This window comes from Deltaproteobacteria bacterium (assembly GCA_019309045.1).
GTDB lineage: Bacteria > Desulfobacterota > Syntrophobacteria > BM002 > BM002 > JAFDGZ01.
Genome location: JAFDGZ010000046.1, coordinates 1 through 26,423 on the forward strand (window position 1 = coordinate 1; position 26,423 = coordinate 26,423).

The 26,423-nt window shown below is 52.9% G+C and carries 23 protein-coding genes; 15 read left to right on the forward strand and 8 right to left on the reverse strand.

Annotated features, from left to right (window positions below; all coding sequences use genetic code 11):
* The first annotated feature begins 13 nt into the window (after positions 1-13).
* From JRI89_10975 to JRI89_10990, 4 genes are all read left to right on the forward strand, one after another.
* Positions 14-1,684 (forward strand): glycosyltransferase, encoded by a 1,671-nt coding sequence (locus JRI89_10975; protein MBW2071763.1) that lies wholly within the window; start codon positions 14-16, stop codon positions 1,682-1,684.
* Positions 1,651-2,382 carry a tetratricopeptide repeat protein gene (locus JRI89_10980; protein MBW2071764.1) on the forward strand — a complete coding sequence of 244 codons (732 nt, stop codon included), beginning with the start codon at positions 1,651-1,653 and terminating at the stop codon, positions 2,380-2,382. The genes JRI89_10975 and JRI89_10980 overlap by 34 nt, the downstream gene beginning before the upstream one ends.
* A gap of 63 nt (positions 2,383-2,445) precedes the next feature.
* Positions 2,446-4,110, forward strand: coding sequence for a glycosyltransferase family 4 protein (locus tag JRI89_10985; GenBank protein MBW2071765.1), 1,665 nt, complete (start codon positions 2,446-2,448; stop codon positions 4,108-4,110).
* 150 nt (positions 4,111-4,260) lie between these two features.
* Entirely contained in the window at positions 4,261-5,334 is a 1,074-nt protein-coding gene (locus JRI89_10990) for a glycosyltransferase family 4 protein (protein MBW2071766.1), read from the forward strand.
* Here JRI89_10990 and JRI89_10995 read toward each other — a convergent pair.
* Positions 5,258-6,865, reverse strand: a complete 1,608-nt coding sequence (locus JRI89_10995; GenBank protein MBW2071767.1) for a glycosyltransferase family 4 protein — start codon at positions 6,863-6,865, stop codon at positions 5,258-5,260. The genes JRI89_10990 and JRI89_10995 overlap by 77 nt on opposite strands.
* A 225-nt stretch (positions 6,866-7,090) precedes the next feature.
* Between JRI89_10995 and JRI89_11000 the strand changes: the two genes are divergently transcribed.
* The 4 genes from JRI89_11000 (at position 7,091) to fliS (ending at position 13,107) form a co-directional block, all read left to right on the forward strand.
* A complete protein-coding gene (locus JRI89_11000; protein ID MBW2071768.1) occupies positions 7,091-8,893 on the forward strand; it encodes a tetratricopeptide repeat protein in 1,803 nt (600 codons plus the stop codon).
* A 338-nt stretch (positions 8,894-9,231) separates the two neighbouring features.
* The gene (locus tag JRI89_11005) at positions 9,232-10,062 is read left to right on the forward strand and encodes a flagellin (protein MBW2071769.1); all 831 of its coding nucleotides are present in this window, start codon (positions 9,232-9,234) and stop codon (positions 10,060-10,062) included.
* A 175-nt stretch (positions 10,063-10,237) separates the two neighbouring features.
* Positions 10,238-12,610: a flagellar filament capping protein FliD gene (gene fliD, locus JRI89_11010; GenBank protein ID MBW2071770.1), complete on the forward strand. Its 2,373-nt coding sequence runs from the start codon at positions 10,238-10,240 to the stop codon at positions 12,608-12,610.
* Between the two features lie 53 nt (positions 12,611-12,663).
* Positions 12,664-13,107: a flagellar export chaperone FliS gene (gene fliS / locus JRI89_11015; GenBank protein MBW2071771.1), complete on the forward strand. Its 444-nt coding sequence runs from the start codon at positions 12,664-12,666 to the stop codon at positions 13,105-13,107.
* An 8-nt stretch (positions 13,108-13,115) separates the two neighbouring features.
* Here the strand turns inward: fliS and JRI89_11020 are convergent, their stop codons facing one another.
* Entirely contained in the window at positions 13,116-13,955 is an 840-nt protein-coding gene (locus JRI89_11020) for a flagellin (GenBank protein ID MBW2071772.1), read from the reverse strand.
* 485 nt (positions 13,956-14,440) lie between these two features.
* On the opposite strand from JRI89_11020, the gene JRI89_11025 reads away from it, so the two are divergent.
* The 4 genes from JRI89_11025 to JRI89_11040 all read left to right on the forward strand — a co-directional run bounded on the left by JRI89_11025 (position 14,441) and on the right by JRI89_11040 (position 17,221).
* Positions 14,441-14,806: a flagellar protein FlaG gene (locus JRI89_11025; GenBank protein MBW2071773.1), complete on the forward strand. Its 366-nt coding sequence runs from the start codon at positions 14,441-14,443 to the stop codon at positions 14,804-14,806.
* Complete coding sequence (locus JRI89_11030; GenBank protein MBW2071774.1) at positions 14,793-15,527, forward strand: response regulator; 735 nt, start codon at positions 14,793-14,795, stop codon at positions 15,525-15,527. The genes JRI89_11025 and JRI89_11030 overlap by 14 nt, the downstream gene beginning before the upstream one ends.
* Before the next feature lie 260 nt (positions 15,528-15,787).
* Positions 15,788-16,390 (forward strand): PilZ domain-containing protein, encoded by a 603-nt coding sequence (locus tag JRI89_11035; GenBank protein ID MBW2071775.1) that lies wholly within the window; start codon positions 15,788-15,790, stop codon positions 16,388-16,390.
* Positions 16,391-16,426: 36 nt separating this feature from the next.
* Entirely contained in the window at positions 16,427-17,221 is a 795-nt protein-coding gene (locus JRI89_11040; protein ID MBW2071776.1) for a hypothetical protein, read from the forward strand.
* A gap of 49 nt (positions 17,222-17,270) precedes the next feature.
* On the opposite strand, the gene JRI89_11045 is transcribed toward JRI89_11040, so the two are convergent.
* Complete coding sequence (locus JRI89_11045) at positions 17,271-17,747, reverse strand: hypothetical protein (GenBank protein ID MBW2071777.1); 477 nt, start codon at positions 17,745-17,747, stop codon at positions 17,271-17,273.
* Positions 17,748-17,992: 245 nt separating this feature from the next.
* On the opposite strand from JRI89_11045, the gene JRI89_11050 reads away from it, so the two are divergent.
* Together JRI89_11050 and flgM are read left to right on the forward strand one after the other, a co-directional pair.
* Positions 17,993-18,427 carry a hypothetical protein gene (locus JRI89_11050; GenBank protein ID MBW2071778.1) on the forward strand — a complete coding sequence of 145 codons (435 nt, stop codon included), beginning with the start codon at positions 17,993-17,995 and terminating at the stop codon, positions 18,425-18,427.
* A complete protein-coding gene (gene flgM, locus JRI89_11055; GenBank protein MBW2071779.1) occupies positions 18,424-18,741 on the forward strand; it encodes a flagellar biosynthesis anti-sigma factor FlgM in 318 nt (105 codons plus the stop codon). The genes JRI89_11050 and flgM overlap by 4 nt, the downstream gene beginning before the upstream one ends.
* Positions 18,742-18,792: 51 nt before the next feature.
* Here flgM and JRI89_11060 read toward each other — a convergent pair whose 3' ends face one another.
* Entirely contained in the window at positions 18,793-20,184 is a 1,392-nt protein-coding gene (locus JRI89_11060; GenBank protein MBW2071780.1) for a sigma-54-dependent Fis family transcriptional regulator, read from the reverse strand.
* Between the two features lie 635 nt (positions 20,185-20,819).
* On the opposite strand from JRI89_11060, the gene JRI89_11065 reads away from it, so the two are divergent.
* Positions 20,820-21,377: a DUF882 domain-containing protein gene (locus tag JRI89_11065; protein MBW2071781.1), complete on the forward strand. Its 558-nt coding sequence runs from the start codon at positions 20,820-20,822 to the stop codon at positions 21,375-21,377.
* 28 nt (positions 21,378-21,405) lie between these two features.
* Here the strand turns inward: JRI89_11065 and JRI89_11070 are convergent, their stop codons facing one another.
* The 4 genes from JRI89_11070 to JRI89_11085 form a co-directional block, all read right to left on the reverse strand.
* On the reverse strand, positions 21,406-22,971 hold the full coding sequence (locus JRI89_11070) for a L,D-transpeptidase family protein (GenBank protein ID MBW2071782.1): 1,566 nt from the start codon (positions 22,969-22,971) through the stop codon (positions 21,406-21,408).
* A gap of 514 nt (positions 22,972-23,485) precedes the next feature.
* Positions 23,486-25,006 (reverse strand): catalase, encoded by a 1,521-nt coding sequence (locus JRI89_11075; protein ID MBW2071783.1) that lies wholly within the window; start codon positions 25,004-25,006, stop codon positions 23,486-23,488.
* 238 nt (positions 25,007-25,244) lie between these two features.
* The gene (locus tag JRI89_11080; protein ID MBW2071784.1) at positions 25,245-25,703 is read right to left on the reverse strand and encodes a transcriptional repressor; all 459 of its coding nucleotides are present in this window, start codon (positions 25,701-25,703) and stop codon (positions 25,245-25,247) included.
* Positions 25,704-25,876: 173 nt separating this feature from the next.
* Positions 25,877-26,407: a HEPN domain-containing protein gene (locus tag JRI89_11085; protein MBW2071785.1), complete on the reverse strand. Its 531-nt coding sequence runs from the start codon at positions 26,405-26,407 to the stop codon at positions 25,877-25,879.
* Positions 26,408-26,423 lie beyond the last annotated feature (16 nt).

Consider the following 26,423-nt stretch of genomic DNA (forward strand, 5'->3'; position numbering starts at 1 on the left):
CTCGGAATTCAACATGGAAACCTTCCGCGCTGCCGGAGTGAGCGTACCTCTGGTGAGAATTCCGGAAGGCGTGGACACTGAACGATTCCAGCCGGGCCGCGACCCGCTGGCAATTCCAGGAATTCGCGGCTCTGTTTTTCTTTCCATATTCGAGTGGACATATCGCAAAGGCTGGGATGTGCTGCTTCGGGCCTGGACCCAGGCTTTCAAGCCTGACGATGATGTCTGCCTGATCCTGCGCACCTATCCCCTGAACAGTGCTGAAGCAGCAGATGCAAAAGGAGAAATTCGCCGGCGTATTGACTGCTTCTTGAGAGAAGAACTGCACTCATCCCTGTCACAGGTGGCACCCATTGTCATCCTGGCTGAGCAGCTACCGCATGACGCCATGCCGCGACTCTACGCCACTGCCAGCGCTTACGTGGGGCCTTCCCGCGGCGAGGGTTGGGGCCGGCCATACATGGAGGCCATGGCCTCGGGCCTGCCAGTAATTGCCACTGGCTGGAGCGGCAATCTTGACTTCATGAACAATGAGAACAGCCTCCTCATCGAGGTTGAACGACTCGTCCAGGTGGATGGGCGGGAAGAAATCCCCTTCTATCGCGGCCACAGCTGGGCAGAGCCTTCCGTGGAACACCTCGTCAGCCTCATGAGATTCATCGTGGAAAGGCCTGCTGAGGCCACAGCACTTGCTGAACGTGCCCGCCAGGATATGGTAGCCCACTGGCAGTGGCAGGCGGCAGCCGACATTGCGGCTGCCAGGCTTCACGCTTTGTGGCAGGAGCTCTCGCCGGGACGCCGGCAGGCAAAGAGTTCGAGCCGCCCCACCCTGCGGCTCCGCTGGCAAGGCTCGCAGTTTGTGCACCACTCCCTGGCCCTGGTAAACAGGGAAGTGTGCCGCAGACTCTGTCACTGTGACCATGTGGAACTCTCCCTGGTACCGTATGAACCAGACCAGTTCAATGCAGACGGCCGAGAAGCTTTTCAGGAGCTTGCCGAACGTGTCGGCGCTTCCCTTTCCGGGCCGGCGGACGTTCACGTCCGCCATCAGTGGCCGCCAGATTTCACTCCGCCGGCCGAGGGACACTGGGTGATGATGCAGCCGTGGGAATTCGGCAGTCTGCCAAAAGAATGGCTCAAGCCAATGCGGGACCTGGTGGATGAAGTATGGGTGCCGAGCACTTATGTGCGGGATTGCTTTGTCAAAAGCGGCATTCCAGCCAGCCAGGTACAGGTGGTGCCCAACGGGGTGGATGTGGAGGCTTTTAATCCTGAGGCGCAGCCGCTGGAGCTGCCAACTGAAAAGCGCTTCAAGTTTCTCTTTGTAGGCGGCACCATCTGGCGCAAGGGCATTGACCTGTTGTTGACCGCCTATGCCAGGAGCTTTTCAGCTGCGGATGACATCTGCCTGGTAATAAAGGATATGGGGGGCAGCAGCTTCTACCAGGGCCGCACTGCCCATGAAAGAATCCGCCAGCTGCAAGCTGATCCCGAAGCACCAGAAGTTCTCTATCTGGATAAAGATCTGGACCCGGAGGACCTCCCCGGGCTTTATACAGCCTGTGACTGTCTGGTGCATCCCTACCGGGGAGAAGGCTTTGGTTTGCCCATTGCAACCAGGACAATGCCTACCTCATTCCCGCCAGGAAGGTGCGGCTGCCAGAAAAACATATCGACACCCTGAAAACTGTAGACCATCCCTGGGTCGCTGAACCGAATCGCATAGCTCTGGGGCGGGCCATGAAGTATGTCTTTGAACATCCCCGGGAAGCAGCAGACAAGGGACTGCAGGCTCGGCGCTATGCAGAAAAGCATCTTACCTGGGAAAGAGCCGTTGACAGAATTCTGGCAAGAATCGCAGTCCTCAAAAATACTCCGGTGCGCCGCCAGAAGACCTCGGAAGACTCCCAGAACAAGGCCTCTGCCGAGCAGGGCCGTTCCTCGCAGTCCAATATAGACGAGATCCTGGCTGAAGGAGAGAGGCACTTTCATAGAGGCCAGTACAGGGAGGCGGAAGACATTTTTCGCCAGATCATCGAGGAGCAGCCTCATCACAGCCGGGCTCGCAACAATCTCGCTTGCGTCCTCTGGAAGTCGGGCAAACTGGAGGAAGCCCTTGGAGAACTGTGGCAGGCCATGGAAGTCGATCCCAGGGACCGCGATGTGGTCTGGAACTGTGGACAGATTCTAATCGAACTTGGACATGCTGGAGACGCCATGGAAATCTACAGTAGCTTTCTGGAAAACCACCCTGACGACATGGAAATACGAGGAGAAATTGCCAGCATCAGGAAGTTTTTCCAGGAGGCCTCAGAGGATGCGCTACCGACAGACTCCCAAAGCATGGCTGGCCAGATGGGTCTTGGTGAACAGAGCAATTGATTTCTCACATCTACTGCCTGGCCAATCATGGATGCCAGGCGAACAGCAAAAGGAAAAGAGATCATGCGTTTTGCCAGCGTCAGTATGTTCATGGATTTTGGTGAATGGGGCTTCCGCATGGGAAGGCCCGTTGCCAACGAGGGTTTTCTCAGGGCGCTGCTCACCCACGGCAGTTATGACACCTATGAATTTTTTTGCCCAGACATTTATCACATGGAAAGGTTTTCCCAGAATGTGGACCAGATGATTGAGGATCCAGCCCTTCGCGCCAGGGTGAAAGTCACCTTGCAACTGGCTCTGGCCGAGTCAGTTGCTGGCACGCACTATGATGTCTTTCACCTGGGCGATTTTACCTCCCTGATGCCCTATCTTCTGGGCGTACGAAACAGATACAGCGAGCCGCCGTTCCCCGTCACCGGGGTCACCCATTCTCTTGATGGGGTCTTCATGAATCTGCGCTACCTGGAACTGCTGCTGCAGGGGATGGCGCCCTTCGACGCCATAATCTGTACCAGCCGCAGTGCCCAGGATGCTGTAAGCAAGGGGTTCAGCTGGATCAAAGAAGAAATGGAGCGCCGCTGGAATGTCAGCTTCACAGCTGACCCCCAATTGATTCATATACCCCTGGGAATCGATGATGATTTTTTTGAGCATACAGACAAGAACGCTGCCAAGAACTTTTTCCGCATCCCCGCAGAAAAAGTTGTGGCCCTGTCCGTAGGCCGCCTTTCTGCCAGGCTGAAAACCGATTGGACTCCTGTGCTTGGTCTCCTGGCCAGAATGGTGGCCAGCAACAATTTCGACAATTTTCTCTTCATAATTGCTGGCGGTGGCGATGACTCGGACATCCGTCTTCTCCAGGAGGTGATTGCTCAATTCGGACTCCAGGAAAAGGTGCTCGTCTTTGCCAACTTCTTGCCTGAGGTCAAGAGCACTCTGTACCAGGCCGCTGATTTTTACCTGTCCCCGGTGGATAACTTCCAGGAGACCTTTGGCCTCAACATTCTCGAAGCCATGGCCTCCGGCTTGCCGATCATCGCCTCAGACTTCAGCGGCTACCGGGAACTGGTTTCTCAGGAAGTGAACGGCTTCCTCCTCAAGACCGTGTGGCCGAAAAATCTGCCCGAGTGCGTCCTCGGCAACCTCGGCATTCTCCATGAATCAATGGCCAGGCTTTACTTCTCACAGGCTCTGGCTGTGGATCTCGGGGAACTGGAACAGGCACTGACAACACTATACCGCGATCATGTCCTGCGCCTGGAAATGGGCGCAGCAAGCCTCGAGCAAGCTCAGGCTTACCGTTGGCCGCATATCATTCGCTGCTACGAAGAGGCCTGGGCCGAGCTGGCTGCCACCTCGCGCAAGATAGTGCCCTTTGCCAGCCGCAAGGATCCTGACCTGCTGTTGGGGAATCCCACCTACACTTTGTCGCACTATCCATCCAAGACTCTCGAGGACTCCGACCTGGTTTTTCTTACGCCCTTTGGCCTGGCTGTCCTGGACGAGAACATTGAAATCATGAAATATGCGGATGCAGCAGTGTCCATGTTCCCCGAATTGCACTCGCTGATACTGGAAGAATTAGGCAGCGGCAGCGAGCCTGTCTCTCACATAAAAGAGGCGGCACAACGCAGGCTGGAAGCCACTGAGGCCCAGACAGAATATCACCTTCTCTGGCTCATGAAACAGGGTGCTGTCTCTTTGAAGGAAAATGGAGCGACTCAATAAGTGATGGTTTCGTTAGAACTCCCAAAACCGTCATGTCGGACTTGATCCGGCATCCAGAACATATTAAAAGCACTGGATTCTCGCCTTCGCGGGAATGACGAGAATGGGTACTTTCTGACTTTTTACGAGCTTATCAACAAGTTGGTAAAAATGGACCAGCCTCGAATTTTTTACTTCTGCTATGATCACCAGAATCCCACGGGCGGACAAAAACAAGCCTATGCACATGTGGATATACTCAACAACAACGGCTACAACGCCTTCGCCTTGCACTTGACAGAAGGCTTCAGGCTGACCTGGTTCCAGAATCACACGAGGGTCATAAATCTGGCTTCCTTCAAACAAATTTACCAGCCGCAAAGAGACATCCTGGTGCTGCCCGAGGACCTGGGAGAAAAGATTCTCTCCTTTCCTGGTCAGAAAGTCATTTTTAATCAGAACTGCTACTATGGCTTCTCTTGCTTCGGCTTCAGCAAACCCAGGTGTTATCCCTATCTGGATGGCTCAGTGATGGCAGTCCTTACAGTTTCAGAACACAATAAACGCCAACTGCAATATGCCTTTCCAGATTTGCAGATATTGCGAGTTGTCAATAGTATAGACTCGCAAAGATTCTCTTATCGACCTGTTGCAGCCAAAAAGAAAATCATTGCCTGTCTGCCGCGCAAGAATCCTCTTCACCTCAACCAAGTATACCACATCTTACAATGCCGGGCAGCTCAGAGGCTCAACAACCTCAGCGATTACGGCTGGGCCTTCATGAGGAATTTCTCGGAGGAACAGGTTGCCCAGATTTTCTCAGATTCTCTCCTGTTTCTCTTCTTGAGTTCAGAAGAGGGCTTGCCATTGATGCCACTGGAAGCAATGCTTTCCGGCTGCCTTGTTTTCGCCTACGACTGTGAACCTCTCACTGAATATCTCAACCCCATGAATGCATTCCTCTATGAAAAGCACGCTCTTGGCAAAATGATAGAGGAAATAGAAGAGCTTGCCGCAGACTTTCCTGAAAAGCTGGAAAGGCTGCAGAGCAAGAGTGAGGCTGCCCGGGAAACCGCCCTCTGGTATAGCCGGTCCAGACAGGAGGAAAGTCTGCTGGCTGCCTGGGCTGCCATCCTGGAGGAAAAGTGGACCAGTGAACAGACTGCTCTCAGCAGCATTCCAGCAGACCGTGCTTCAACATCCAGAGCACCTGATACTTCATGGTGTCTGCGGCAGCGGTTGTGATGGCAAGGAGGTCTTTCACTCTCACAGGTTCTGTCAAACGGCGAATCAGGCTCTGCACCACTTCCACGTCGACGAGCTGGCCCATGTCTGCATAAAGAGGGTAGCTTGCGCCGAGCGCCTCCATGCTGCGGGCAAATGCAGTGGCTTTCACTGCAGTCTCTGGAGTCAACTCCTCGGTAAAATAATGAGAAAAGGCAGCATAGTAATCAGGAAAAATGGAGGCGGCCCGCTGTTTCATCCGGTCAGCAGGGAAATCACTTTTTAGTTCCAGCCAGAATGTCTCCAGTTTTTCCAGCACCACAGGATAATCGTAGCTGGTCCTGAATCTTTCTCTTGCTCTCCTCCCCATCTCCCTGCATTTCTCTGGATGTTCGAAGAAGACCCTCAAGGCATGGCTGAGTTCAACCACATCAACCACGGCAGACTGGGCCATGAATCGATGCAGATCTGCTTCGGCCAACAGGGGTGCAACCCCGGTAGTGCTGAACAGTTCCAGCGGCGCCCAGCGTGTGGGAATACTGATGGCCATGTCATCAGCAACCAGGTCGCGATAGCCGTCAAAGTCGGAAACAATCAGGGGAAGCCCGGCTGCCATCGCCTCCAGCAGGGTGAGACCAAAGGTCTCCTGAAGGTTGTCGCTGGGCGAGACAAAAAAGTCGGCCGCCCTGTAAAGAGCCAGCTTCTCCTCTTCTGAGACGTTTGTCTTCAGGATGACATTAGCAGAAATGTTGAGAGCCCTTGTCCAGAGCTGCACCATCTCCACGTAGTTTGTCGACTGCGAACTGCCGGCAATAATCAGCCGCCACTGCCTCCCCACCGGGTCTATCTGCTGAAAAGCCTGCAGCAGTGGGAAGAGATCCATCTTGTCATACTCCGAAAAGCGCGCCAGACAGAGAGCAATCACCTCGTCGGCCCCAAGGCCCAGCTGCAGCCGGCACTGCTGCCGTTGATAGCCCCGGAACACACTGCCGTCAAAGCCAAAAGGTATTATCTCGAGCCTCACTTCCGGCTGCGGCAACTGCAGACCTTCAGCCAGCTGGGAAAAATAAGCCGAGAGCACTTTGCGGCCGCTCTGCGATGAGCAGATAATGGCATCAGCCCCTGTGGCTCCACAGAGCATGATCTGCAGATAGTTCATAAAGTAGCGCGGATAGCTCAACGAGTGAATGAAGGTGGTTATAGGAAAGGCAGCGTGCAGGTTGCGCACCTGGCAGAGTGAGGGAAAATAACTTACAGGATCAGCCAGGTGAAAAATCGCATAGTCATATTGTTTGATCTGCTTCACCAGCTCGGTCCTGTAAAAAATCTTTACTTTTTCCTCTGCGCCCTTCTCCCGCAAGAATGTCCCATGCTGTTCGGCAAAAACTTTCTTGTGCGCCTGCCCTTCAAGGAAAAAATGGTATTCATCGAATGTTCCGTGAGCAATGAGCGCTTTGAAAAAGTTATTGACAGCCACGCTTCTCCCAACGACTTTGTCTTGCCTCCGTGGCAGCAAGTAATCATCTAAACTGGCCCAGATGCGCTTTTTCATATCAATTCCTTTCTCAGGCAGGGAAAAGCAGGCAGAGAATCTCTTGGCATATATATTGCTGTTCCTCGCAAGTAATTAATACATGTATCAAGCGGTTAAGGGCGCAACGTAAGCTTACGCTGACGTTGTATTGCCAGTTATTCATCTGCTTTCTGATTACAATTTCTCACACCAGGAGTCAACGATTTGCTCCTCTGTACCAGCTGAGGAGAGAGGAGATTTCTTGTGGGCAGGAAAAAAAGGAAAAAGAGAAAATCCCAGTCCCCTCGACAAACCACCCGGAGGGCTTCACTTTCCCTGTGTATGATCGTCAAAGATGAAGCCCACAATCTTCCTGACTGTCTGCGTTACATCAAGAAAGTTGTCGACGAGATAGTGGTGGTGGACACCGGGTCTGTCGATGAGACCAAGAGCATTGCCAAGGATCTCGGGGCCAGGGTGTTCCATTTTGACTGGTGTGATGACTTTGCCGCGGCTCGCAACGAGTCTATCCACCATGCCAGAGGAGATTATATTCTCTGGCTTGACGCTGACGACAGGGTGGACCCGAACGAAATAGCAAAAATCAAGCAGCTAAGAAAAATTCTCTCCAGGTCCAAAGACAAGGCCTTCTATGTGGTTGTCAACAGCCACTGGCCCACTGATGGAGATTCGCAGTTTCTCCAGCTGCGCATTTTCCCCAAGCTAGCTGGTGTCCGGTTCGAGGGCAGGATTCACGAACAGATTTTCCACAAGCTGCAAGAACATGGCGTGGAACTGGTGCAAACAGATATCATTATAAGACATACGGGATATGACAGTGCCGAGGCTGTCCTGCAAAAAGGCCAGAGGAACCTGCAGATCATTCTCGATGAATTGCGGGAAGATCTTGACAATCCGGTGCTGCACTACAATGCCGGCCGGACTCTGGCAGCGCTCGGGAGGTATGAGCAGGCTGTAGCTCACATGGAAAAGGCGCGCACTGCAGGAAACCTCAAGGAAGAACATCCAGATTTCTATCTAGCAGTAAGCCTGCTCGCCGGCCAATATTACCTGCAGTCAGGAAAAATTGGCCAGGCGGAGTCCATGTTGAAGGACCTTGCCAGACAATTCCCCCGCAACGGGCTTGTGCGCTTCTACTATGGCCAGAGCCTGTTCGAATCAGGAAGATATGAGGAAGCAATCCGCGACCTGGCTGAAGCCTTGAGTTTGCCCCTGGAGGTCTCCGTGTTCGCCGTCAACATGGATCTCGTGCAGTTCCAGAATTACTATCTGCTGGGTCTCGCCTACAAGCACCTCGGGGACCTCGACAGCGCCTGCACCATGCTGCAAAAGTCATTGGGACGCCACGGGCAGCACTACCTCAGCATGGAAGAACTGGGCAAGCTCGAGCTGCAGAGAGGCAACTACCAGACTGCAGCCTCATATTTCAATAAAGCTATTAAGGAAGGGGCAGCCTCTGATGCCAACTATGCAAATCTGGGCCTGGCCTGCAGCAAAGTAAACGACACTGGCAAAGCTGAAAAAGCCTTTCTCGAAGCGCTCGAGCTGAATCCTGACTGCCTGGCAGCACACTCAAACCTGGGCCATCTCTATTGCAAGCTGCAAGATTATCACAAGGCCCTCAAACACTTCGGAGAAGCCCTTCGTCTAGCCCCCGATCTGGTAGATGTGCGACTGGCCTTGAGCAGCATCTTTTTTCGCCTCCAGCAAGTAGAACCTCTGGTGGCTGAGTGCGACACCTTGCTGGCCCAATTGAATCTACCCAGAGATCTCACGCTGAACAACGTGGAGGAACTGGCGGCCCTCTACAGCCGCATTGGCGCCACCTTGATAGACCAGGGAAGAACAGAAGTCGGCCTCATGGCCCACATGGTTTCTCTGGAAATGGCGCCCTCCCTCGAGATCTTGAAAGAGGTAGCCACGGTAGCAGGAAGGATTGGCAGGCTCAATGAGTATCTGGCACAGATCCGGCAGATACTCGCCTCACAGGGACAAGACCAAGCAATAGAGCATATCGCCAGGACTCTCGATGCCGCAGCAGTATAGATTTTTCTCGAAATCCCCTCGGTTGCCATAACAGACAGCATGTAACTGTTCATAGTATTGATGGCTGTTCAGTTTTTTCGCTCGGGCAACCATACAAAGTATTGCTCATATCTATTAGCCTTTCCCGCTAGCAGAAAACATATCTTGCGCAAAAAACATTAAAGTTCTGAGCACTCCTCTCCGATAAGAACTACAAAGAGCAATTGCGAGAAAAACAGGTAAGAATCTTCAGTGAAAGGAGGGATGAGAAGCACAGCACTTGTCATTTTTGAAGCTGTAGTGGAAACCAGGTTTGGGATAGGGAAATCCCAAAGAAAACTTCAAGGAGGAGAAAAACTATGTCACTTAGAATCAACAACAACATTGCTGCGTTCAATGCTCACCGTCAGCTTTCCATGACGGATGCCATGTTGACCAAGTCCATCGAGCGGTTGTCCTCAGGCTTCCGGATCAACCATGCCAAGGACGACGTGGCTGGTCTGTCTATCGCCAACAGCTTCAGACTGGAAGCTAGAGGCCTCAGGGTGGCCCAGCAGAACGTTTCCCAGGCCACGGCCCTTTTGCAGATGGCAGAAGGTGGCGCCAACCAGATCGAAACCATCATCGAGCGTCTGAAAGAGCTTGCCACTTCAGCGGCCTCCGGCAACGTTGACAGCAACGGCCGCGCCAGGTTGAATGACGAGGCAGCCCAGCTCCTGCAGGAAATCGACCGTATTGCCAATGACACCAAGTACGGCGATTCCTACCTGATCAACGGAGCCACCACTTCTCTGACCTATCAGATCGGCTCTGGCAACACTGCAGCAGAAGACAGGATTACTGTTACTCTGCAGGACGGCCTGTTGACGAGTGACCTGGGTCTCAATTCCATAACTCTCACGAGCCAAGCAAATGCCCAGACCGCTCTGGCGAGCATCAATGCCGCACTGTCCACTGTGAATGTGGTCATGGGCAACATCGGTGCTGCGCAGAGCAGGCTCGAGTTTGCCGGGAACAACCTGGCTGTGTCAGTCGAGAATATCACTGCTTCAGAATCAACCATCCGCGATGCTGACATGGCCTTCGAGATGGTAGGGTTCACCAGAAACCAGATCATGATGCAGGCTGGTACGGCCATGCTGGCCCAGGCCAACATGATGCCGCAGGTGGTACTGCAGCTCTTCGGCTAGTCAAAGGAGCCCCGGTACTGACACTTGGGCAAACAATAAACCCCGCTCTTCATACGAGGGCGGGGTTTTCTACTGGTACGTCTCTTGCTTTATACAGAGAAAAACTAAAGTATCCGGCAACTCTTGCCGATAATACAAACAAGATACAGCAGCATTCACACCTCAGGGGGTTTTTATGGCGCTGGGCACCACCTCGGTGAGCGGCATCTCCTCCGGCATCGACTGGCAGGCAATGATCGAGGAGCTGCGCAAAGCCGAATACAAACGCATAGATCTCGTAGCGGCGCAAAAGGAAAGCTACCAGGCAAGACTTACCGCCTGGCAAGAAATCAATACCAAGCTGCTCTCCCTGAAAACCGCTGCAGGCACGCTGAACAACTCTTCGGGTTTCAACCTTTTTATCTCCAGCCTGAGTGCAAACAGTAGCATTGATCCTGCAAACATTCTTGGCGTCACTGCCGGCACCTCAGCCTCGACAGGTTCTTATGATATCGTCGTCAACAGAGTTGCCACAGCTCAGAAGCTGTCGTCCACAAGCTTTGCCGATCAGACTGCAGCGCTCAATCTTGCCGGCGACATTATCGTGGGCGGCAGAACCGTCAGCATAAACGCGGCGGACAGCCTCCTCAGCCTGAAGGAAAAATTCAATGCAGCCAACAGCGGCAGTAATCCTTCGGGTGTGACCGCTTCCGTGGTTAATTACGGCAGTGAAGGCTATCGCCTCATTCTCACCAGTGATCATGAAGGTGCTGAGGGCATCAGCCTGCTGAATGGGGGAAACAGTGATCTTCTGAGCGTACTCGGCTTCGTGGACAACTCGCCGAAGACCGCTAAAAACGTCATGTCCGGCGGCCACAAGAGCGATCTCTTCACCTATGACGACAAAGCCATCGGCGGAGAGGATCTTCTCGCTCTCAGCAATGCCGAGAGCGGCACGGTAACCATCTCTATTGACGGCACTGCAAAAGATGTGGATATTGACCTGGCAGCAGACTCTCTCACTGCCATCAAAGACGCCATCAATGCGGCCTTCAGCGGCGTATTCACCTCCGAGCCTGCCTCGGTGGTGAGCGAGACTGAAGGCGGCGTCACCAGGTACCGTCTGCTCATCGAGGGCCATAATATTACCTATACAGACGACAACAACATTCTGGAAACTCTCGGTATACTGGAAAGGGCTGGAGTCTCGGATGAAAGAGGGCTTGTCGGAGATCTGGCCAACACGGCAAACGGTGTGGCCATCACCTCTGCCACTCGCTTTGACGAGATAGACGGTTACCTGGATTACACCACTGCTGACACCATCACCCTCAGCGGCACTGACACCGACGGCAACGCGGTCAACACTTCTTTTGCTGTCTATGACGCGGATTACAAGACCGTGGGAGATTTGCTGGCTGCCATAGAGAGCAGCTACGGCAATGTCAGCGCCAGCATCACTGCAGATGGCAGAATCCAGGTGGTGGACAACGAGACAGGGGACACGGATCTCACCGTGAATCTCACCCCCAGCAGCAGCACCCTCAGTTTTGACACTGACAACGATCTCGGGGAAATTAGCACACTCAGAAAACGCCAGCTCCAGGCCGGCACTGATGCTGAAATCACCGTGGATGGAGTTACTGTAACCTCTTCCAGCAATACGGTGGATGATGTGATCCCGGGAGTTACTCTGAATCTCCTGAAAGCTGCCCAGGATACCACGGTAACAGTCACGGTGGCCAGGGACTATGACAGCATCATGGAGAAAATCCAGGAGTTCGTCTCCGCCTACAACGAAGCTATCGAGGCTATCAATGCACAGATGACTTACGATGTGGAAAACGAACAACCAGGAGGGCCTCTTTTTGGCGACAGCTCACTGCGAACGGTCAAATCGAGCCTTACCAGCATTGTACTCGACAGCATTCAGGGAGTCTCCAGCGACTATTCCACTCTAGGTCTGGTAGGCATCCACCTGGGAGCGGACAGCACTCTGTCTGTTGACGAGGAAAAGCTCCGCGGCTATCTGGAGAGCAACTTCGAAGACGTCAAGAACCTGTTTGCGGTAAGCTGGTCTGCAACAAACAGCAACATCACTTACGTCAACCACAGCAACGATACCCAGGCCGGCACTTACGATATTCATATTAACAGTGTAGATCCTGTGGACGGCTACTTTGTCAACCCTGGTGATGCTGAAGGAAATGGTGAATATCTCAAAGGCATCTCTGGAGACGCCAAGGGACTCTTCCTGCGATATTCCGGGACTGCCACCGGAGATGTGGGGAGCATTACCCTAACCTTTGGGGTGGCGGAACTGCTGGATCGGGCCCTGTATCACATCACCGATCCAACCGACGGCCAGATAGCCAACAAGGAAGAAACCATCCAGGACACCATCGACAGACTGGACGACCGTATTGGAACCATGGAAGACCGCCTTGACAGAAAAATGGAGCTCATGGTCAATCAGTTTCTCGCCATGGAAAAGGCCTTGAGCACTTTGCAGTCTCAGAGCAACTGGCTTGCTGGGCAGCTCAATGCTGCCGCCAATGGCTGGCAATAGGTATTTCGTTGTGAGTTCAATTCAATAGCAACAGCAGCAGGAGGTAAATTGGTATGGACATGAATTCGGGCATCAATTCCTACAAGAGCATCAGCGTAAACACGGCAGACCCACTGAAGCTGGTGGTAATGTGCTATGAACACGCCATTCAGGCACTGAACAATGCCATCGAACACTACCACAACAAGCAGTATTTCGAGAAAACACAGCAGCTCAACAAAGCACAAGCCATCATCAATGAATTGATGTCATCGCTAGACATGGAACAGGGCGAGCAGATCGCCAGCAATCTCTCCAGCCTCTATGCATTCATGCAAAAGACCATCCTGGATGCAGACATGCATCGTGACACGGCCAAGATAGAGAAAGTGGTGGAAATGTTGCATCAGCTCCTTGACGCCTGGAAAGCCGTGGCAGCCGACGCCAGAGCCAAAGACCAGGTTTCATATGGAACGGCTGCTGCCGCAGAAATGAACCAGGGTGGCATCTCCGTTTGAGGCGCATACTACTTGAACAATAAACTCACTGCCTGGGCAGCCAGATCATTGGCCTGGGCTAACTGGGCCATGGCCACCTGACGAAGGACCTGGTCTTGAGTCACTGACACTACGGCCTCGGCCATGTCCGCATCCGAGATCACGGATTCGGTCTCCTGGAGATTTTCCAGATTGAGGCTGAGGTCAGCCTGCATATTCTCCAGACGGTTCTGAAAAGCCCCTACCGAGCCCAGGCGCTCGTTGACAGTAGCAAGCGCCTGCTTTATTTCTGCCAGCGCTGCCTGGGCATCAGTTTGACTGCTGAGTGTGGTGCTGCTGAGCCCTAGATCAGCCAGAGTGGTGCCTGCCACCCTGAAGTAGAGAAAATCTGCACCAGCACTGTTGCCCTGCCCAAAATGAATTCTCAAACCCGGATCTGCCAGCGACCCATCAAGGAGCTTGTGCCCATTGAACTCTGTATCATTGCTGAGACGTTCGATTTCCGCAGCAACTTCCTGAAACTCTGCATCCAGCTTCTCTCTGCCCTCCTGGCTAACATTGCCGCTGGCAGCTGAAGTAGCCAGTTCGGTCATGCGGCCCAGCAGATCTACTATGGTCTCCAGGGCACCTTCAGCGGTCTGGGCCAGTGAAACGCCGTTCTGAATATTCTTGATGCCCTGCCGCATAGTGGCCAGTGTGGCGCGCATTCTTTCTCTGGTGGCAAAACCCGACGGATCGTCCTTGGCCGAGTTGATATTCTGACCGCTGGAAACTCGCTCCATGTTCTGCTGCAATCTGCGCTCCAGGAGGGCAAGATGGTGCACCGCATATTCAGCTGACGGGTTGAAATTGACGGAAATTTTCGCCATAACGCTTCCTCCAGCAATGAGGTCTTATTGTCTGTATCGACAATGCTCCGCCTGGAAATAAACGGAAAATTATTTTCCAGGAAAAATTTTCAGGCCAGAAACCAGCGAAACTGCCACTTTCTGCAATGGCGCCGAAGCAAGACCCGCTTCCCTCGACCGCCTCTTTCATTATGTATTTCAGATCCTTACAGCAATTACGAACAACAATGGCCCCTCGCCGAATCGTGCCAGCCAAGAAGAGTTCAGGCCAGCAAAGAATTCCAGCACACTTGAAGAGCAAGTTCTATTCCAATTTTCCATCTAAAGTATTTCAGCTTTCTTGCCGATACAAAGGATGAGCGACAAAAATCAGAGGCGATGTTGAGGCTCTTGCTCGAGAGGACAGGTGGGCGCTGCAAGACAATTGGCTCGACAGGCCACTTTCCTCCAGCAAGCTACGCCAGCAGCCTGAAGAGAGTTGTGCAATCGATATACAAGGAGAAGCCATGGAGGTCTTGGGAACCGTAAAATCTGTCATGTTCCGTGAGCACCAGGATGGGCTCCGGCAGGCTACGCAGAGGCCAAAACCTTCAGAGGCGCACGAAACGGCACCACAATTGCATTTGGATGAGTACGAGGGCAGGTTGGATAAAGGGCGAGTCGAAGAGTTGGTTGCCAAAATTCAAGAATACGTCGACTCCCTGGCCGTGGAACTGAAATTTCAGGTTCACGACAAAACCGGAGTCCTCATGGTCAAGGTAATCAAAGAAGAAACCGGCGAGGTGATACGCGAAGTGCCTCCAGAGCAACTCCTGGATCTCGCCGCCCGCATCGATGAGATGATAGGCGCTCTGCTTGATGCAAAAGCTTGAGATTACTAGCACTCGGGAAGAAGAGCCCCTGCGGGTTCTCATTGTGGACGACGACGACACCTTCCGCAAAGTCCTGGTTGATCTTGCTCGCACAGTTGGCTACGCTGTGCAATCCTGCAGTGACGGCGGTTCGGCAGTCAAGCTCATTGCCAGAGATCCTTTTGACCTGATAATCACCGACCTGGTCATGCCCGGGGTGGATGGCACCGAAGTACTGCGGGCCGCCCGAAAACGCCAGCCAGAGTGCCTGGTGATCATAATCACTGGCCATGCCTCTCTGCATACAGCTATTGAAGCGATCCGCCAGGGAGCCTACGACTATATCCGCAAGCCATTCAAGCTGGAAGAGATGGAACTCGCCCTGAGAAATGCCGGGGAAAGGATACGACTGCTGCGGGACAATACCCGTTTGCTGGCAGAATTACAGAGAGCCTATGAGCAGGTCGCTCTTGTCAGAGAGATCATGGAGACATCGTCTGCGGGCACAGCCTCTCCAAGAAGTGCTTCTACATCGTTTCTGCAGCCTCATTGGAGGCACAGCAGAGCTTTCATCCCTGACAATCGTCTGCCCCTTGCCAGTCTTCAGATCGAACGAAATCCTATGAATTCCGTCCTCGAGAAGCTCGAACGCCTGGCAGCGCTCTTCAACAGAGGTCATCTCAGTCGAGCAGAATTCCTGGAGTTGAAAAGAAGACTGCTCGAGAAGCTGGAAACCTCCTAGGCTGGATATGGGTCAGCTCATTGGGCAAGCTGGCATTTTTCTTGCTGCAATTAACTATAGAGCTTAACTGGTGTTTGTGTGGCATGAGAAATAACAGCCGGCCGCAGTCACACTCTGATCATGTTCGTGAACGGGCTGAGCTGGACAAGATGAAGGTGGAAGTGGTAAAGAGAACAACGACCTTCTGTCCATCATGTCTGTTTTGAGGCAGAATTTCTTGACATCGTCAGTTTTTTGACGACAGCAGAGGTGTACACCTGATGAGCCAAGAGTCAGCAATCTCCGAACAGAGAGCATGTCTGCGCACCCGCATTGCTCTGCCAGTGCGCTACACACCACTCAGCGCCCATGAAACAGAACTTGTCAATGAGGGCAAAGCGAACCTCATCTTCGGCGATTCGGCACCCGTGCCTTTGTCCGAACTGTCACTGCCGTCTCTTGTTGAGCACCAGACCGACGAGGAGGTTATGGTTCTTCGTTATCTTCAGGTGCTCGATGCAAAATTGAACTGGATTATCGAACAGCTTCAGGGTGACGACAAAGTTTTTACCGTGGAAGGGCAGACCATCGACATAGGTGGAAACGGCCTCTGTTTTCGTACCTCCACCTGCCTGCCAGTGGGGTCATTTTTGAAATTGAGACTCCGCTTGCCCGCCACCATGCCAGTGTCTGTCAATCTGCTGGCAGAGGTGTTGCGCGTGGACCATTCCGCTGCGCATTCCGGTTCACAGGAAGGGTATGTGGTTGCCGTAAGATTTCTAGCCCTGCAGGAGGAGCAGCGTGAGCAGATCATCCAGTTCATTTTTGGACATGAGCGACGGGAGTTGAGACGCCGCAAGGAGAACTCCCGCCAACTCGGATAAATGCGGTGCCAAAGACACGCTAGACTGATCTCAAATATGAGGAAAGAGAACAAACAGTTCAAAGAATTTTCCGGGCAAGAGATGACCAGTGCCTTGTGGAAATTTGCCCTTGCCAACCAGCATCAGGCACGTCTGGGAAAATATCTGGGCGGCATCATTCACAACCTCAATGGTGCTCTGCAAAATACTCAGATCCAGTTCGAGCTGCTGCAGCTGGTTCTCCAGGCAGGAGAAAGCAGCCTTGAGTCCCCTGCTGTCAAAGGCCGCCTGCGGCAACTTGGTGAAGAACTAGACCGTCTGGCAGAGATGCTCAACTTCTGGGGCGAACAGGCCGACTTCGAGGGGCTCGCTGATATGCAGCGGGTGGATTTGCGCCAGGCCATAGATGATGCGCTCACTTTTATGCAGGCCAACCCTCGTTTCAAACACCAGATTTCCGTCCACCTGGACCTTCCCCAATTGCCGCACATCATGGCCAATCGGCTGCTCGTGGTCCACACCCTCACTGCCCTCCTGGAAGCCGTGCTCGCCAGATTACCTCAGCAAGGCGGATGCTGCCTGCCACTGAGAGCTGCAGTTGGAGAAGATTCTGTGCAAATCATCGTGGAGTGTAATGGAGACGACAGCCCTGAGTCCTGGCCTTCTTCAGGATATCAGGGCGGGGATGCCGCGGGGGAACAGAATCATATGGGCCAGATTCCAGGCCATCATCTGGACTTGAACCTCCACCTTGCCGACCGAGCCATAGCACCTTTCGGCGGCAGCATCAGGTGCCGCACTGTCGGGGGAAAAACCCGGTACACCGTCTGCTTTGCCATCCCGTCGCAGTGAGCCTCTGCGCTTTTTTCAGCGCTGCACCCTGGTGACCCGACACTCGAGATCACGCCACATAATCGCCGCGATGAAACTTGCTTACCTCCACCTGGAGGGTGACCGCCAGATCCCTGGCAATCTGTTGCAGATCTTCTGGCAGCGGTTGCTGCTCTGTCAGAGCGGCAAGATGTTCAATTTCACCTTCGAGGGCCCGTACTGTGGGAGCCATCTGTTTGAGGGTAACATCAGCATCTTGAAGCTGATTTTGATAGTCAGCAAGAATATCAAGTACTTTGCTGACTCTTTGAATGCCGAGCTCCACGTTGATCTCAGACACTGTCTGCACAGGCATCACAGGAGAGACGGCCTCGAGGGGGACCAGTTCAGATGGGGCCGCTGCAGATGATTTGCCCGTACTCTGGTCTGCCGTCTGCAGGGTATTATTTAGAATCGTGGAGAACTCATCCCGGTCGCTTCCCTTTACCGTGTTCTTGCGAGCCAGGCTTTCTCCTGCCTCCGGGGGGGATATCTTGTTTATCTTCATGCTGTCCTCTCCTGTTCTGTTCTAATGCACCGCTGTACTCTGATGCAGTAGCAAGAATGCTGCCAACAGACTTGTCAAGATAAAGTGTTTAATCTCCACTAGTTAACAGTTAAAATTTGGCGCGGACTGCCATAAGTTTTTGCCAGCTAGGAAAAACTTGCCTACCACTGAAGTCGCTCTTCTCAGCAGGAAAAGGCTTAAAGTTTTATGAAAAAATGCCGATAGGAAAAATGAGGAAATGATCCATGACTGTAACGCCGTTTCAGGTTCAAAGGGTACTGCGCACCTACGGACGCCAGCTGAGCAGAAACCAACAACTGCTCATAAATTCGGCTCTGCCCCGCAGTCAAGCGCCGGATACGGTGAGCATCTCTGCAAGCGCCAAACGGTTGCACAGCCTGAAGCGCACAGCAGCGGAAGTCATGACTAGCAGGGAGGCAAATGAAGAAGTAGAGGCCCTGCGAAGCGAGGCACTTGCACGGTTGAGTCGGGAAGAGGGTGAAAACCTGGAGTTGTTCACAGACGAAGACAATGGTATGCTGTTTGCAGTGGTCGATGACAAGAACAGCAGCCTGAGGCGTTACTTGCCTGATGAAGAGTCTGGACGATTGGCGAACAGATTGTCATCAATCATTATGGAAATGATAGATTCGGGCAGCAGAGATGAGGAAAGTTCATGAAAGTTGAAGACAGCCCCCATATTACTGAAGCGGCCTTAAAAAACAAGAAAACTGCAAGCAGTCGCACCACCGGCTCGCCCACAACCGAGCAGCAAGAGGCTGCAGTCCTCACTACTGATCCGGCCCGCATTGAAATTTCCAGTCAATCTAGAGAAGCACAGAAAGCGGCCGACATCAGCAAGAAGGCACCCGATGTGCGCTATGACAAAGTGGAAGCCTTGAAAGCCAGGATTGCAGCCGGCCAATACCAGGTAGACAGCACCAGAGTCGCCGACAAGATCCTCCGTGATGTGCTGACAGAGCTTCTCCAGTAAGCTTCCTTGCTATTTTCGCCAGCAACGACACGCCTAGCCCGGCAGATCATTTTATGCCGCAGTTGACGCCTTCTGGATATTCTGTCTCTTCATCTTTTCTACCAGTGTTGTGCGGTTCATCTTCAATAACTTGGCGGCACGATTCTTTACCCATCCTGTCCTGTCCAATGCCTGGATAATAAGCCGGCGCTCGAAGTGTTCAACGGCCTCGTTCAGGGAGATCCCCTCCTGGGGCATCTCCGGGGGCAGCACCATTTTGGTGGCTCTGGGGCCAGCGATTTCTTCAGGGAGATCTGCGAGGGTGATCGTCTCACCTTCTGTCAAGATCACCAGGCGTTCCATCAGATTTTCCAATTCGCGCACGTTGCCAGGCCAGCGGTAGCTCTCCAGGGCGGCCATTGCTTCAGGACTGATGTGTTTGATTTTCTTCTTTTTTGTTTTTGAGAAAGCCTCGAGGAAGTGGTGCACCAGAAGAGGAATGTCCGACTTGCGTTCCCTGAGTGGTGGAACCTTTATGGGAATCACGTTCAAGCGGTAATAGAGATCTTCCCGAAAGGTTCCCTTTTTCACGGCAGCCTCGAGATCCTGGTTGGTCGCTGCCACAATCCTCACATCGCACTGCAGCGTTCTGGTGCCGCCCAGACGTTCAAATCGTTTCTCCTGCAACAGCCGCAAAAGCTTCACCTGCAGGCTGGGGCTCATCTCACCTACTTCATCCAGGAAAATCGTGCCACCGTTGGCCATCTCGAATCGACCGATCCTCGTTCTTATGGCGTTGGTAAAGGCCCCCTTTTCATGGCCGAAGAGTTCGCTCTCCAGCAGTTCTTCGGGGATAGCTCCACAATTGACCGGCACCAGGGGACGGTCGCGGCGATCGCTGCAGTAATGGATGGCTCTGGCCACCAGCTCCTTGCCGGTGCCGCTCTCCCCAAAGATCAGTACTGTGCTGTCTGTATCAGCAACCTTTTCGATTACTGTGAACACCTCCTGCATGGGTTGGCTGTCGCCAACGAAATTGGCAAATTTATACTTTCTCTTGACCTGCCGTTTCAGCATGATGTTTTCACGCTTCAGGTCTCTGTACTCGAGGGCGCGGCGCAGGATAATATTGATTTCTTCCATCTTGATGGGTTTTGTCAGGTAATCAAAGGCGCCGGCCTTCATGGCGTCGACCGCATTTCTTATGGTGCCGTAACCAGTAATAATGATGCCCAGAGATTCCGGAGAATTCTCTTTCAGGTGTGCCAGCACAGTCATGCCGTCGGCAGCAGGCATGTTCAGGTCAATGAGGGCAACGTCGAAGAAGGTTCTGTCAATTGCGGCCATGGCCTGCCGCCCGTCTGCAGCTACTTCGACTTCATAGTTCTGACTTCGCAACAGTTCAGCAATTCCCTCGCGCGTCTGTTTGGAGTCGTCTGCTACCAGGATAACTTCGTTGGGCATTTGCTCCTCCCCGGCTCCCAGCTACACTGTTTCTTCAATGCAGGCGCCATTCACTGCTGTATGGATCTGCGACAATTTTTTGACGATAAGAATACCCCGGAAGGCAGCTGTTTTCAAGAGGTTTTTAGCATCCTGTCAGCTGGAACTGCAATGCAATCTGCCACTTTTCATTGTTAGATAATTGACGATAACTCCCAGGGTTGCCTTAACTGCCATTATCCTGACCCACATGGTCTATTCCAGTGCACACTTTCGCTGCTGCTGCAGCATGCTTTGACGACTTCCGCACGGAACCCCAGGCAATTTCTCTTTTTCAATGCAAAGATTACTACCCCACAACCAAGGCAGGTATTTTCCCCCAGGCCTGATCTGCTGATCCACCAGGAATCATTGCACACCGGGCAATTACCAGGAAATCTCACTGAAGAGGCTGCTCTTCCTTGCCACAGCAGTGGCAGAACAAAATAGTCCGTTCATTAGGTGGATGCCTGCTGGCAACCGCAGTCATCATAGAAAAATTGGGCAGGGCATGCATTTTGCTTCCCAAATAGCCACTTGACGAATGCGGCCATTTTCTTGTATTTGGTGTGGCCATGGTGTGCTGAGCAGGAAAGCTATGTTCTGGGAGAGTGGAAATGATGCCGGAGCATAAATTGACACGACGCGCCTTTCTGGGTGCAGGATTGGCGGCCGCCGGCAGCCTGTGCCTGCCGACTTCTGTGTGCGCTGCGATCCGCAGGCAGCTGGTCCCGGCGCGCTCCCTTTCTTTTTACAACCTCCATACAGAGGAGCATCTGGAGGTCGTTTATTGGCAAGGCGGCAAATATCTCGCAGAAGGACTGGCAGAAATCAACTATATCCTTCGGGATTATCGTACAGGCGAGCTACACCGCATCGAGACGCGTCTCCTTGATTTGCTTTATGCGCTCAGAGAGAAAATTTGCTGCCGCCAGCCTTTCCAGGTCATCTCCGGTTACCGCTCCCCTGCTACCAACGCCTACCTTCGCAAAAAAAGCAGGGCAGTAGCCAAACACAGTCTTCACATCGAGGGTAAAGCCATCGATATCCGGCTAGCGGGCTATCCTCTCTCTCGCCTGCGAGATACGGCTGCATCCTTGAGGGGTGGAGGAGTGGGCTATTATCCCCGCTCCAATTTCGTTCACCTAGACGTGGGAAAAATCAGATACTGGTAAGATACTGCCTGTTCGGCTGACACTCTGTTCACGGTCTGGGCGGCCTCTCTTCGAGTGCCTTTTCCAGAATTGCATCACGCCCGTAAATGTCATAACGAAAATTGACCACGCCCTCTTTGTCTACCCAGGCAGTCCAGTAGAGCAGGTGAACTGGCATGGGCTCGGGCAACCGAACAGCCAGGGTGCGGTTGCTGGCAAGGACCTCCAGGATTTTTTGACGACTCCAGTTGGGATCGTCTCTCAACAGGTAAGTAGCCAGCTCTATTGGTTTGGCAATGCGAATGCACCCCGAACTGAAACCTCTGCGGGCGTTTTTGAACAAGCCTTGAGCCGGGGTGTCGTGCAGGTACACACTGAACTTGTTGGGAAACATGAACTTCACCCGTCCCAGCGCATTCAATGGTCCTGGCTTCTGCACCAGCCTGTACCTGAAATTATGGCTGTTGAGCAGGCGCCAGTCCACTGTTGTCGGATCGATCTGCGGCGCATCCTCTTGCCAACTCTGGAAGACCTGGATTCTCTGTCTGGCCAGATACTGAGGATCCTGCCGCACCTTTGGCAAAATATCTTTCACCGCAATAACCTGAGGAATATTCCAGGTAGGATTGAAAACCAGATAGGTCATCATGCCGCTGAAAACTGGCGTGCGGCGGAAGGGCCTGCCCACCACCACCTTGCTGGTCAGCACCTGTTGGTGATCTTCGATGACCTCGGCCCTGAAACTGGCAATATTTACCAGGATGTACTTCCTGCCGAGATCACGGGAGATCCACCGCCAGCGCTCCATGTTCATCTCCAGCATCCGGAGGCGCTGCTGCACCGGTACATTCAGGGCCGCCAGAGTACGGCGGCCCACAATGCCGTCCTCTGTCAAGCCGTTTCTCTTCTGAAAGCGGATGACTGCCTCTTCTAGAACGTCATCGAACAGGGTCTGCTGCCCCGGCAGCGCCGAGGTGAGATCACCGGTAATTGCCAGACGAAGCCGGAGTGTGCTGATTCGTGCATCTTTCACACCCTTCTTCAGTGTTGCGCCTTTGGCAACAAGCGGCCAGCCACCCTGGCGCTCGAGCTGACGGTATTTTAGCAGGGCTTGCTGCAGTCTCTTATAGCCGGCATGAGGAGGAGCCAGCTGCGCGAGTGTTTCCTGTATTTTGTGAGATGTGAGGGCCTCCTGCAAAATTGCAGCCAGGTCTGCTGTTCTGTTAAAAGCAAGCCATTCACTGTGAATAGTCTCGGGATTTACCCTTCCAGCCAGCAGATGAGAACCATACAGCAGAAAGGCATCCGTCAACAGCAGATCCAGCTCTGCAACATGTTCTGCCTCGAGCGATTTCCCTTCTGATTGTCTCGCTGTCGACTCAGCAAGCAGCTTTTCTATGCTTCGCAGGTGATAGTCCTCAGGGCGCAGACCCTGGCGGTCTGCCAGTTTGATTGCCTCGACGAGAGCAGTTGCTTCCGGCCTGGGGCCTGTTGCCGTGACCCAGGCAGGCTCGAATCTACGCCGTTCATAAAAACGGGGAATCGCCAGGGAACCGCAGATTATTTCACCATGGCAGACAAACCGCGGCTGCGAGGTTACTTCATCTAGTTTCATAAGAAGACGGCTGCGGATATTAGCCGCAAGGTTCTCTGCTGGCAGGGCTTGCAGATTGCTGGCAGGCACGGCTGCCACAATGGAGAGCAGCGACAGGAGCAACACCCATAAGGTGCAAGGCCTCTTTGGTCCTTTCCCAGGAAAAAACATATACCTCTTGCTGTAGATTCTAATGACGTACCCCTAGAAACAGGTTTACTTTCTTCTCCATGATTTGCCAGCCCGAACTCCTGGTGAGCCGATATCTATTATCCTTGCAGACAGGCTGAAAAGGCTACACCTACTATACGTAGCATGCAAGTGCAACAATTGCCGTCTATTGTTATAATTGTCATTGAAATCTGCCAGAAATTCAACTGTAGAGCCAATATTTCGCATAAACGAGAGCCCCCGGCGCTACCGGCAGCCCTCGGTGCAGATCAGTAAGAAAGTACAGAGAAGTTGCCTGGTCGCCTTTGAGACTCCCCTGTCAATCTTCTGTCCAGAACTTCTCATGTGGACTGCAGCCCACTTTCTAGTAGCTGCCTTCTCTGGTTGCTTCAGCCCGCTCTTCATTCGACATTTGAGCAAGACGTTCCACCTCGTTCATATCCAGGCCGAGTTTCTCGCCAACCCGCCGGCCGTAGTCCGGATCCGCTTTGAAAAATATGGCGGTCTGCCGGTACTGCAAGCGCTTCATAGCATTGCCCAGATGATCCACTATGTTGCCGACAAGGTGCTGGCGATCTTGCTCTGTCATGACATCCCGGTAGAGATTGCCGGCCTGGACAAAATCATCATTTGGATGAGTGACGGCGTGGCGATCCGCTTCACCGGAAACAGCAAAGGGAGGTTCAGCTGCTGCTGGATCGGGTGCTGGGCCGCCAAAACTGTTCGGCCAGTAGTTCGGTCCGCCACCACCGTTGGCATCAAAACGCATGAAGCCGTCACGCTGATAGCTCATCTCGGGAGCTGCCTTGGGTGCGTTTACAGGCAGCAGGTGATAGTTGGGCCCCAGCCTATGAATGTGGGTATCATGATAGGAGAAAAGCCTCGCCTGGAGCATTTTGTCTGGAGAGGCTGCTATCCCCGGCACCAGATTCCCGGGACTGAATGCGGCCTGCTCAACTTCGGCAAAATAGTTTTCTGGGTTGCGATTCAGCACCAGTCGGCCCACTTCAATGGGTGGCACCTCAGCGTGAGGCCACACTTTGGTAATGTCAAAGATGTCCCAGGCAAACTCCCTGGCTTGCTCGGGGGTCAGGATCTGCACCTGCATGGTCCAGGAAGGATAGTCACCCTGCTCAATGGCCTGGTAAAGGTCGCGGGTAGCCTGGTCAGGATCCTCGCCGGCCAGTCTGGTGGCCTCCTCACGGGTCAGGTTCTCAATGCCCTGGTCTGTCTTGAAGTGGTACTGAACCCAGAAGTACTCCCCCTTGCTGTTGTACCATTTGAAGGTGTGGCTGGAGTAGCCGTTCATGTGGCGATAGTTTTTCGGGGTGCCGCGGTCTGAAAAAAGGATGGTCACCTGATGGATGGACTCTGGCGTGAGAGAGAGAAAATCCCAGAACATGTCGGCATCAGGCAGATTGGTAGCCGGATGGCGTTTTTGAGTGTGAATGAAATCCGGGAACTTCAGCGGGTCGCGGATAAAGAAGACCGGTGTATTGTTCCCTGTCATGTCATAGTTTCCTTCCTCAGTGTAAAATTTGATGGCAAAACCCCGCGGATCGCGAGCGGAGTCCGGGGAGCCCTTCTCACCACCTACCGTGGAAAAGCGCACGAATACTTCGGTGCGTTTGCCCACCTCTGAAAGGAACTTTGCCCTGGTGTACTTGGTCACATCCGCAGTAACTTCAAAGTAGCCGTAAGCGCCGGCGCCCTTGGCATGCACCACTCTCTCTGGAATGCGCTCCCGGTCGAAGTGCGCCAGTTTTTCGAGCAGGTGGACATCCTGCATCAACACCGGTCCTCGTGCCCCAGCGGTGAGACTGTTCTGATCATCCGCCACAGGTATCCCAAATGCGGTGGTCAAAATCTTTTTCTTTGCTGCCATAACACACCTCCTTTTTGCGTCATTATGACGATTCGCCTTTTTCTCTAGATAATTTGCCCGAAGATCATCAGCTCCCCTATCCACCTCCCTTCTTCGAGCAGCGGTTCTTTCTTTATTCCTCCCGTCTGACCGGCCCGCGGCTCTTTACCGTTGACAGGAAAACTGATTAACTCTGATATAAGAGCTTAACCTATACCGTATTAACTCCTATTAACAATCAAAAAGAGAGAAACTATCTTCATCTGGACTTGCAAACATCGCAATAGCCCTCCAGATGAACCACCTGCTCCACAACAACAAATCTTTTTGCTATCTGTGCCGGAATCTCGAGGGCGTCATATGATGGATTCTTGAAATCCACTATTTTGCCACATTCGAGACAGCGGAAATGGTGATGCGGCTCAAGGTTTGGATCAAATCTCTTGGGGTCACCAGAACTCTCCACCAGCTTTGCCAGTCCGATCTTGTGGAATGTCTGCAATGTGCGGTTTACCGTATCCAGGGAAATGTTGGGCAGGTATTTTCTCACACTATTGAAAATCATCACCGCTGAGGGATGCTGGCCGGACGATATCAACTCTTTGTAGATAACAACCCTTTGAGGAGTGATGCTGAGGCCATTTTCACGGCAGACGCGCTCAAAGGCGCGCAGCCTCTCATCACTGTTGTCGATTTGCTCATCCAGGTACACTAGCATTCCTCTCCTGGGGTAATGATGTCAAGCCACAGGCAGCAAAGCATTTGGCGGGCCTGTCTTTCAAGCCAATCTAGGATTCTATCCTATATCGTATCAACTCTTATTTGTCAACCAATAATTTTAGCCCCGGGAAATTGGCAACTCTGGCAAATTTGATCCAGGGAGGTGATCAGCTAGCGTCCGAGAGCGATGTGTCCACAGAGAAACAAAAGAATTCTCGCTTTCTGCTGTTGAAAGAATTCTAGCATTTCAACAAGCCTATCCACATCCGCCACCGCATCTGAAGCCATCTCCCTCAACAGTCGAAAAAAATGTTGCGCCGACATGGAGGCCCATTCAAAATATGTATCAACCTCTTCTTTATTGAATTCCCACCCTGCATTTCGGCTGTACTCTGCAGTCTTCATCCTGCCACGAAGATTGCTCAAATAGCGCACCACATCTACAGGAATAGTCTCAGGCTTGACAAAATGGAGGCTGATCATCCGGTGGATTCCTTCATGAGTTTTTGGCTCTATGCCCACAGTCAAGAGCAGGGCTTTCGCAGTGTGCTCCAGGAAAAAATAGAGATCCGAGGTGGCTTTCCTGAATCTTGCTGCTCTGTACTTAGGATTCGGGTCAAGGGGGGAAAGGCCAGTCGCTGGTAGGCGGCGAGAACATATCCCTGTTTCTAGTTCACAGCGGGCAGCAGGAGATGGCCCTATGTCCTATTGACTGCCC

Bases quoted from the DNA above. Each gene is read 5' to 3' on its own strand.
- JRI89_11045 (MBW2071777.1), bottom strand. From the start codon at position 17,747: ATGAAGATAAACAAGATATCCCCCCCGGAGGCAGGAGAAAGCCTGGCT.
- JRI89_11025 (MBW2071773.1), top strand. From the start codon at position 14,441: ATGGAGGTCTTGGGAACCGTAAAATCTGTCATGTTCCGTGAGCACCAG.
- JRI89_11070 (MBW2071782.1), bottom strand. From the start codon at position 22,971: ATGAAACTAGATGAAGTAACCTCGCAGCCGCGGTTTGTCTGCCATGGT.
- fliS (MBW2071771.1), top strand. From the start codon at position 12,664: ATGGACATGAATTCGGGCATCAATTCCTACAAGAGCATCAGCGTAAAC.
- JRI89_11060 (MBW2071780.1), bottom strand. From the start codon at position 20,184: ATGCCCAACGAAGTTATCCTGGTAGCAGACGACTCCAAACAGACGCGC.
- JRI89_11080 (MBW2071784.1), bottom strand. From the start codon at position 25,703: ATGCTAGTGTACCTGGATGAGCAAATCGACAACAGTGATGAGAGGCTG.
- JRI89_11005 (MBW2071769.1), top strand. From the start codon at position 9,232: ATGTCACTTAGAATCAACAACAACATTGCTGCGTTCAATGCTCACCGT.
- JRI89_11040 (MBW2071776.1), top strand. From the start codon at position 16,427: ATGAGGAAAGAGAACAAACAGTTCAAAGAATTTTCCGGGCAAGAGATG.
- JRI89_10995 (MBW2071767.1), bottom strand. From the start codon at position 6,865: ATGAAAAAGCGCATCTGGGCCAGTTTAGATGATTACTTGCTGCCACGG.
- JRI89_11050 (MBW2071778.1), top strand. From the start codon at position 17,993: ATGACTGTAACGCCGTTTCAGGTTCAAAGGGTACTGCGCACCTACGGA.
- JRI89_11030 (MBW2071774.1), top strand. From the start codon at position 14,793: ATGCAAAAGCTTGAGATTACTAGCACTCGGGAAGAAGAGCCCCTGCGG.
- JRI89_10985 (MBW2071765.1), top strand. From the start codon at position 2,446: ATGCGTTTTGCCAGCGTCAGTATGTTCATGGATTTTGGTGAATGGGGC.
- JRI89_11020 (MBW2071772.1), bottom strand. From the start codon at position 13,955: ATGGCGAAAATTTCCGTCAATTTCAACCCGTCAGCTGAATATGCGGTG.
- JRI89_11035 (MBW2071775.1), top strand. From the start codon at position 15,788: ATGAGCCAAGAGTCAGCAATCTCCGAACAGAGAGCATGTCTGCGCACC.
- flgM (MBW2071779.1), top strand. From the start codon at position 18,424: ATGAAAGTTGAAGACAGCCCCCATATTACTGAAGCGGCCTTAAAAAAC.
- fliD (MBW2071770.1), top strand. From the start codon at position 10,238: ATGGCGCTGGGCACCACCTCGGTGAGCGGCATCTCCTCCGGCATCGAC.
- JRI89_11075 (MBW2071783.1), bottom strand. From the start codon at position 25,006: ATGGCAGCAAAGAAAAAGATTTTGACCACCGCATTTGGGATACCTGTG.
- JRI89_11065 (MBW2071781.1), top strand. From the start codon at position 20,820: ATGATGCCGGAGCATAAATTGACACGACGCGCCTTTCTGGGTGCAGGA.
- JRI89_10975 (MBW2071763.1), top strand. From the start codon at position 14: ATGGAAACCTTCCGCGCTGCCGGAGTGAGCGTACCTCTGGTGAGAATT.
- JRI89_10990 (MBW2071766.1), top strand. From the start codon at position 4,261: ATGGACCAGCCTCGAATTTTTTACTTCTGCTATGATCACCAGAATCCC.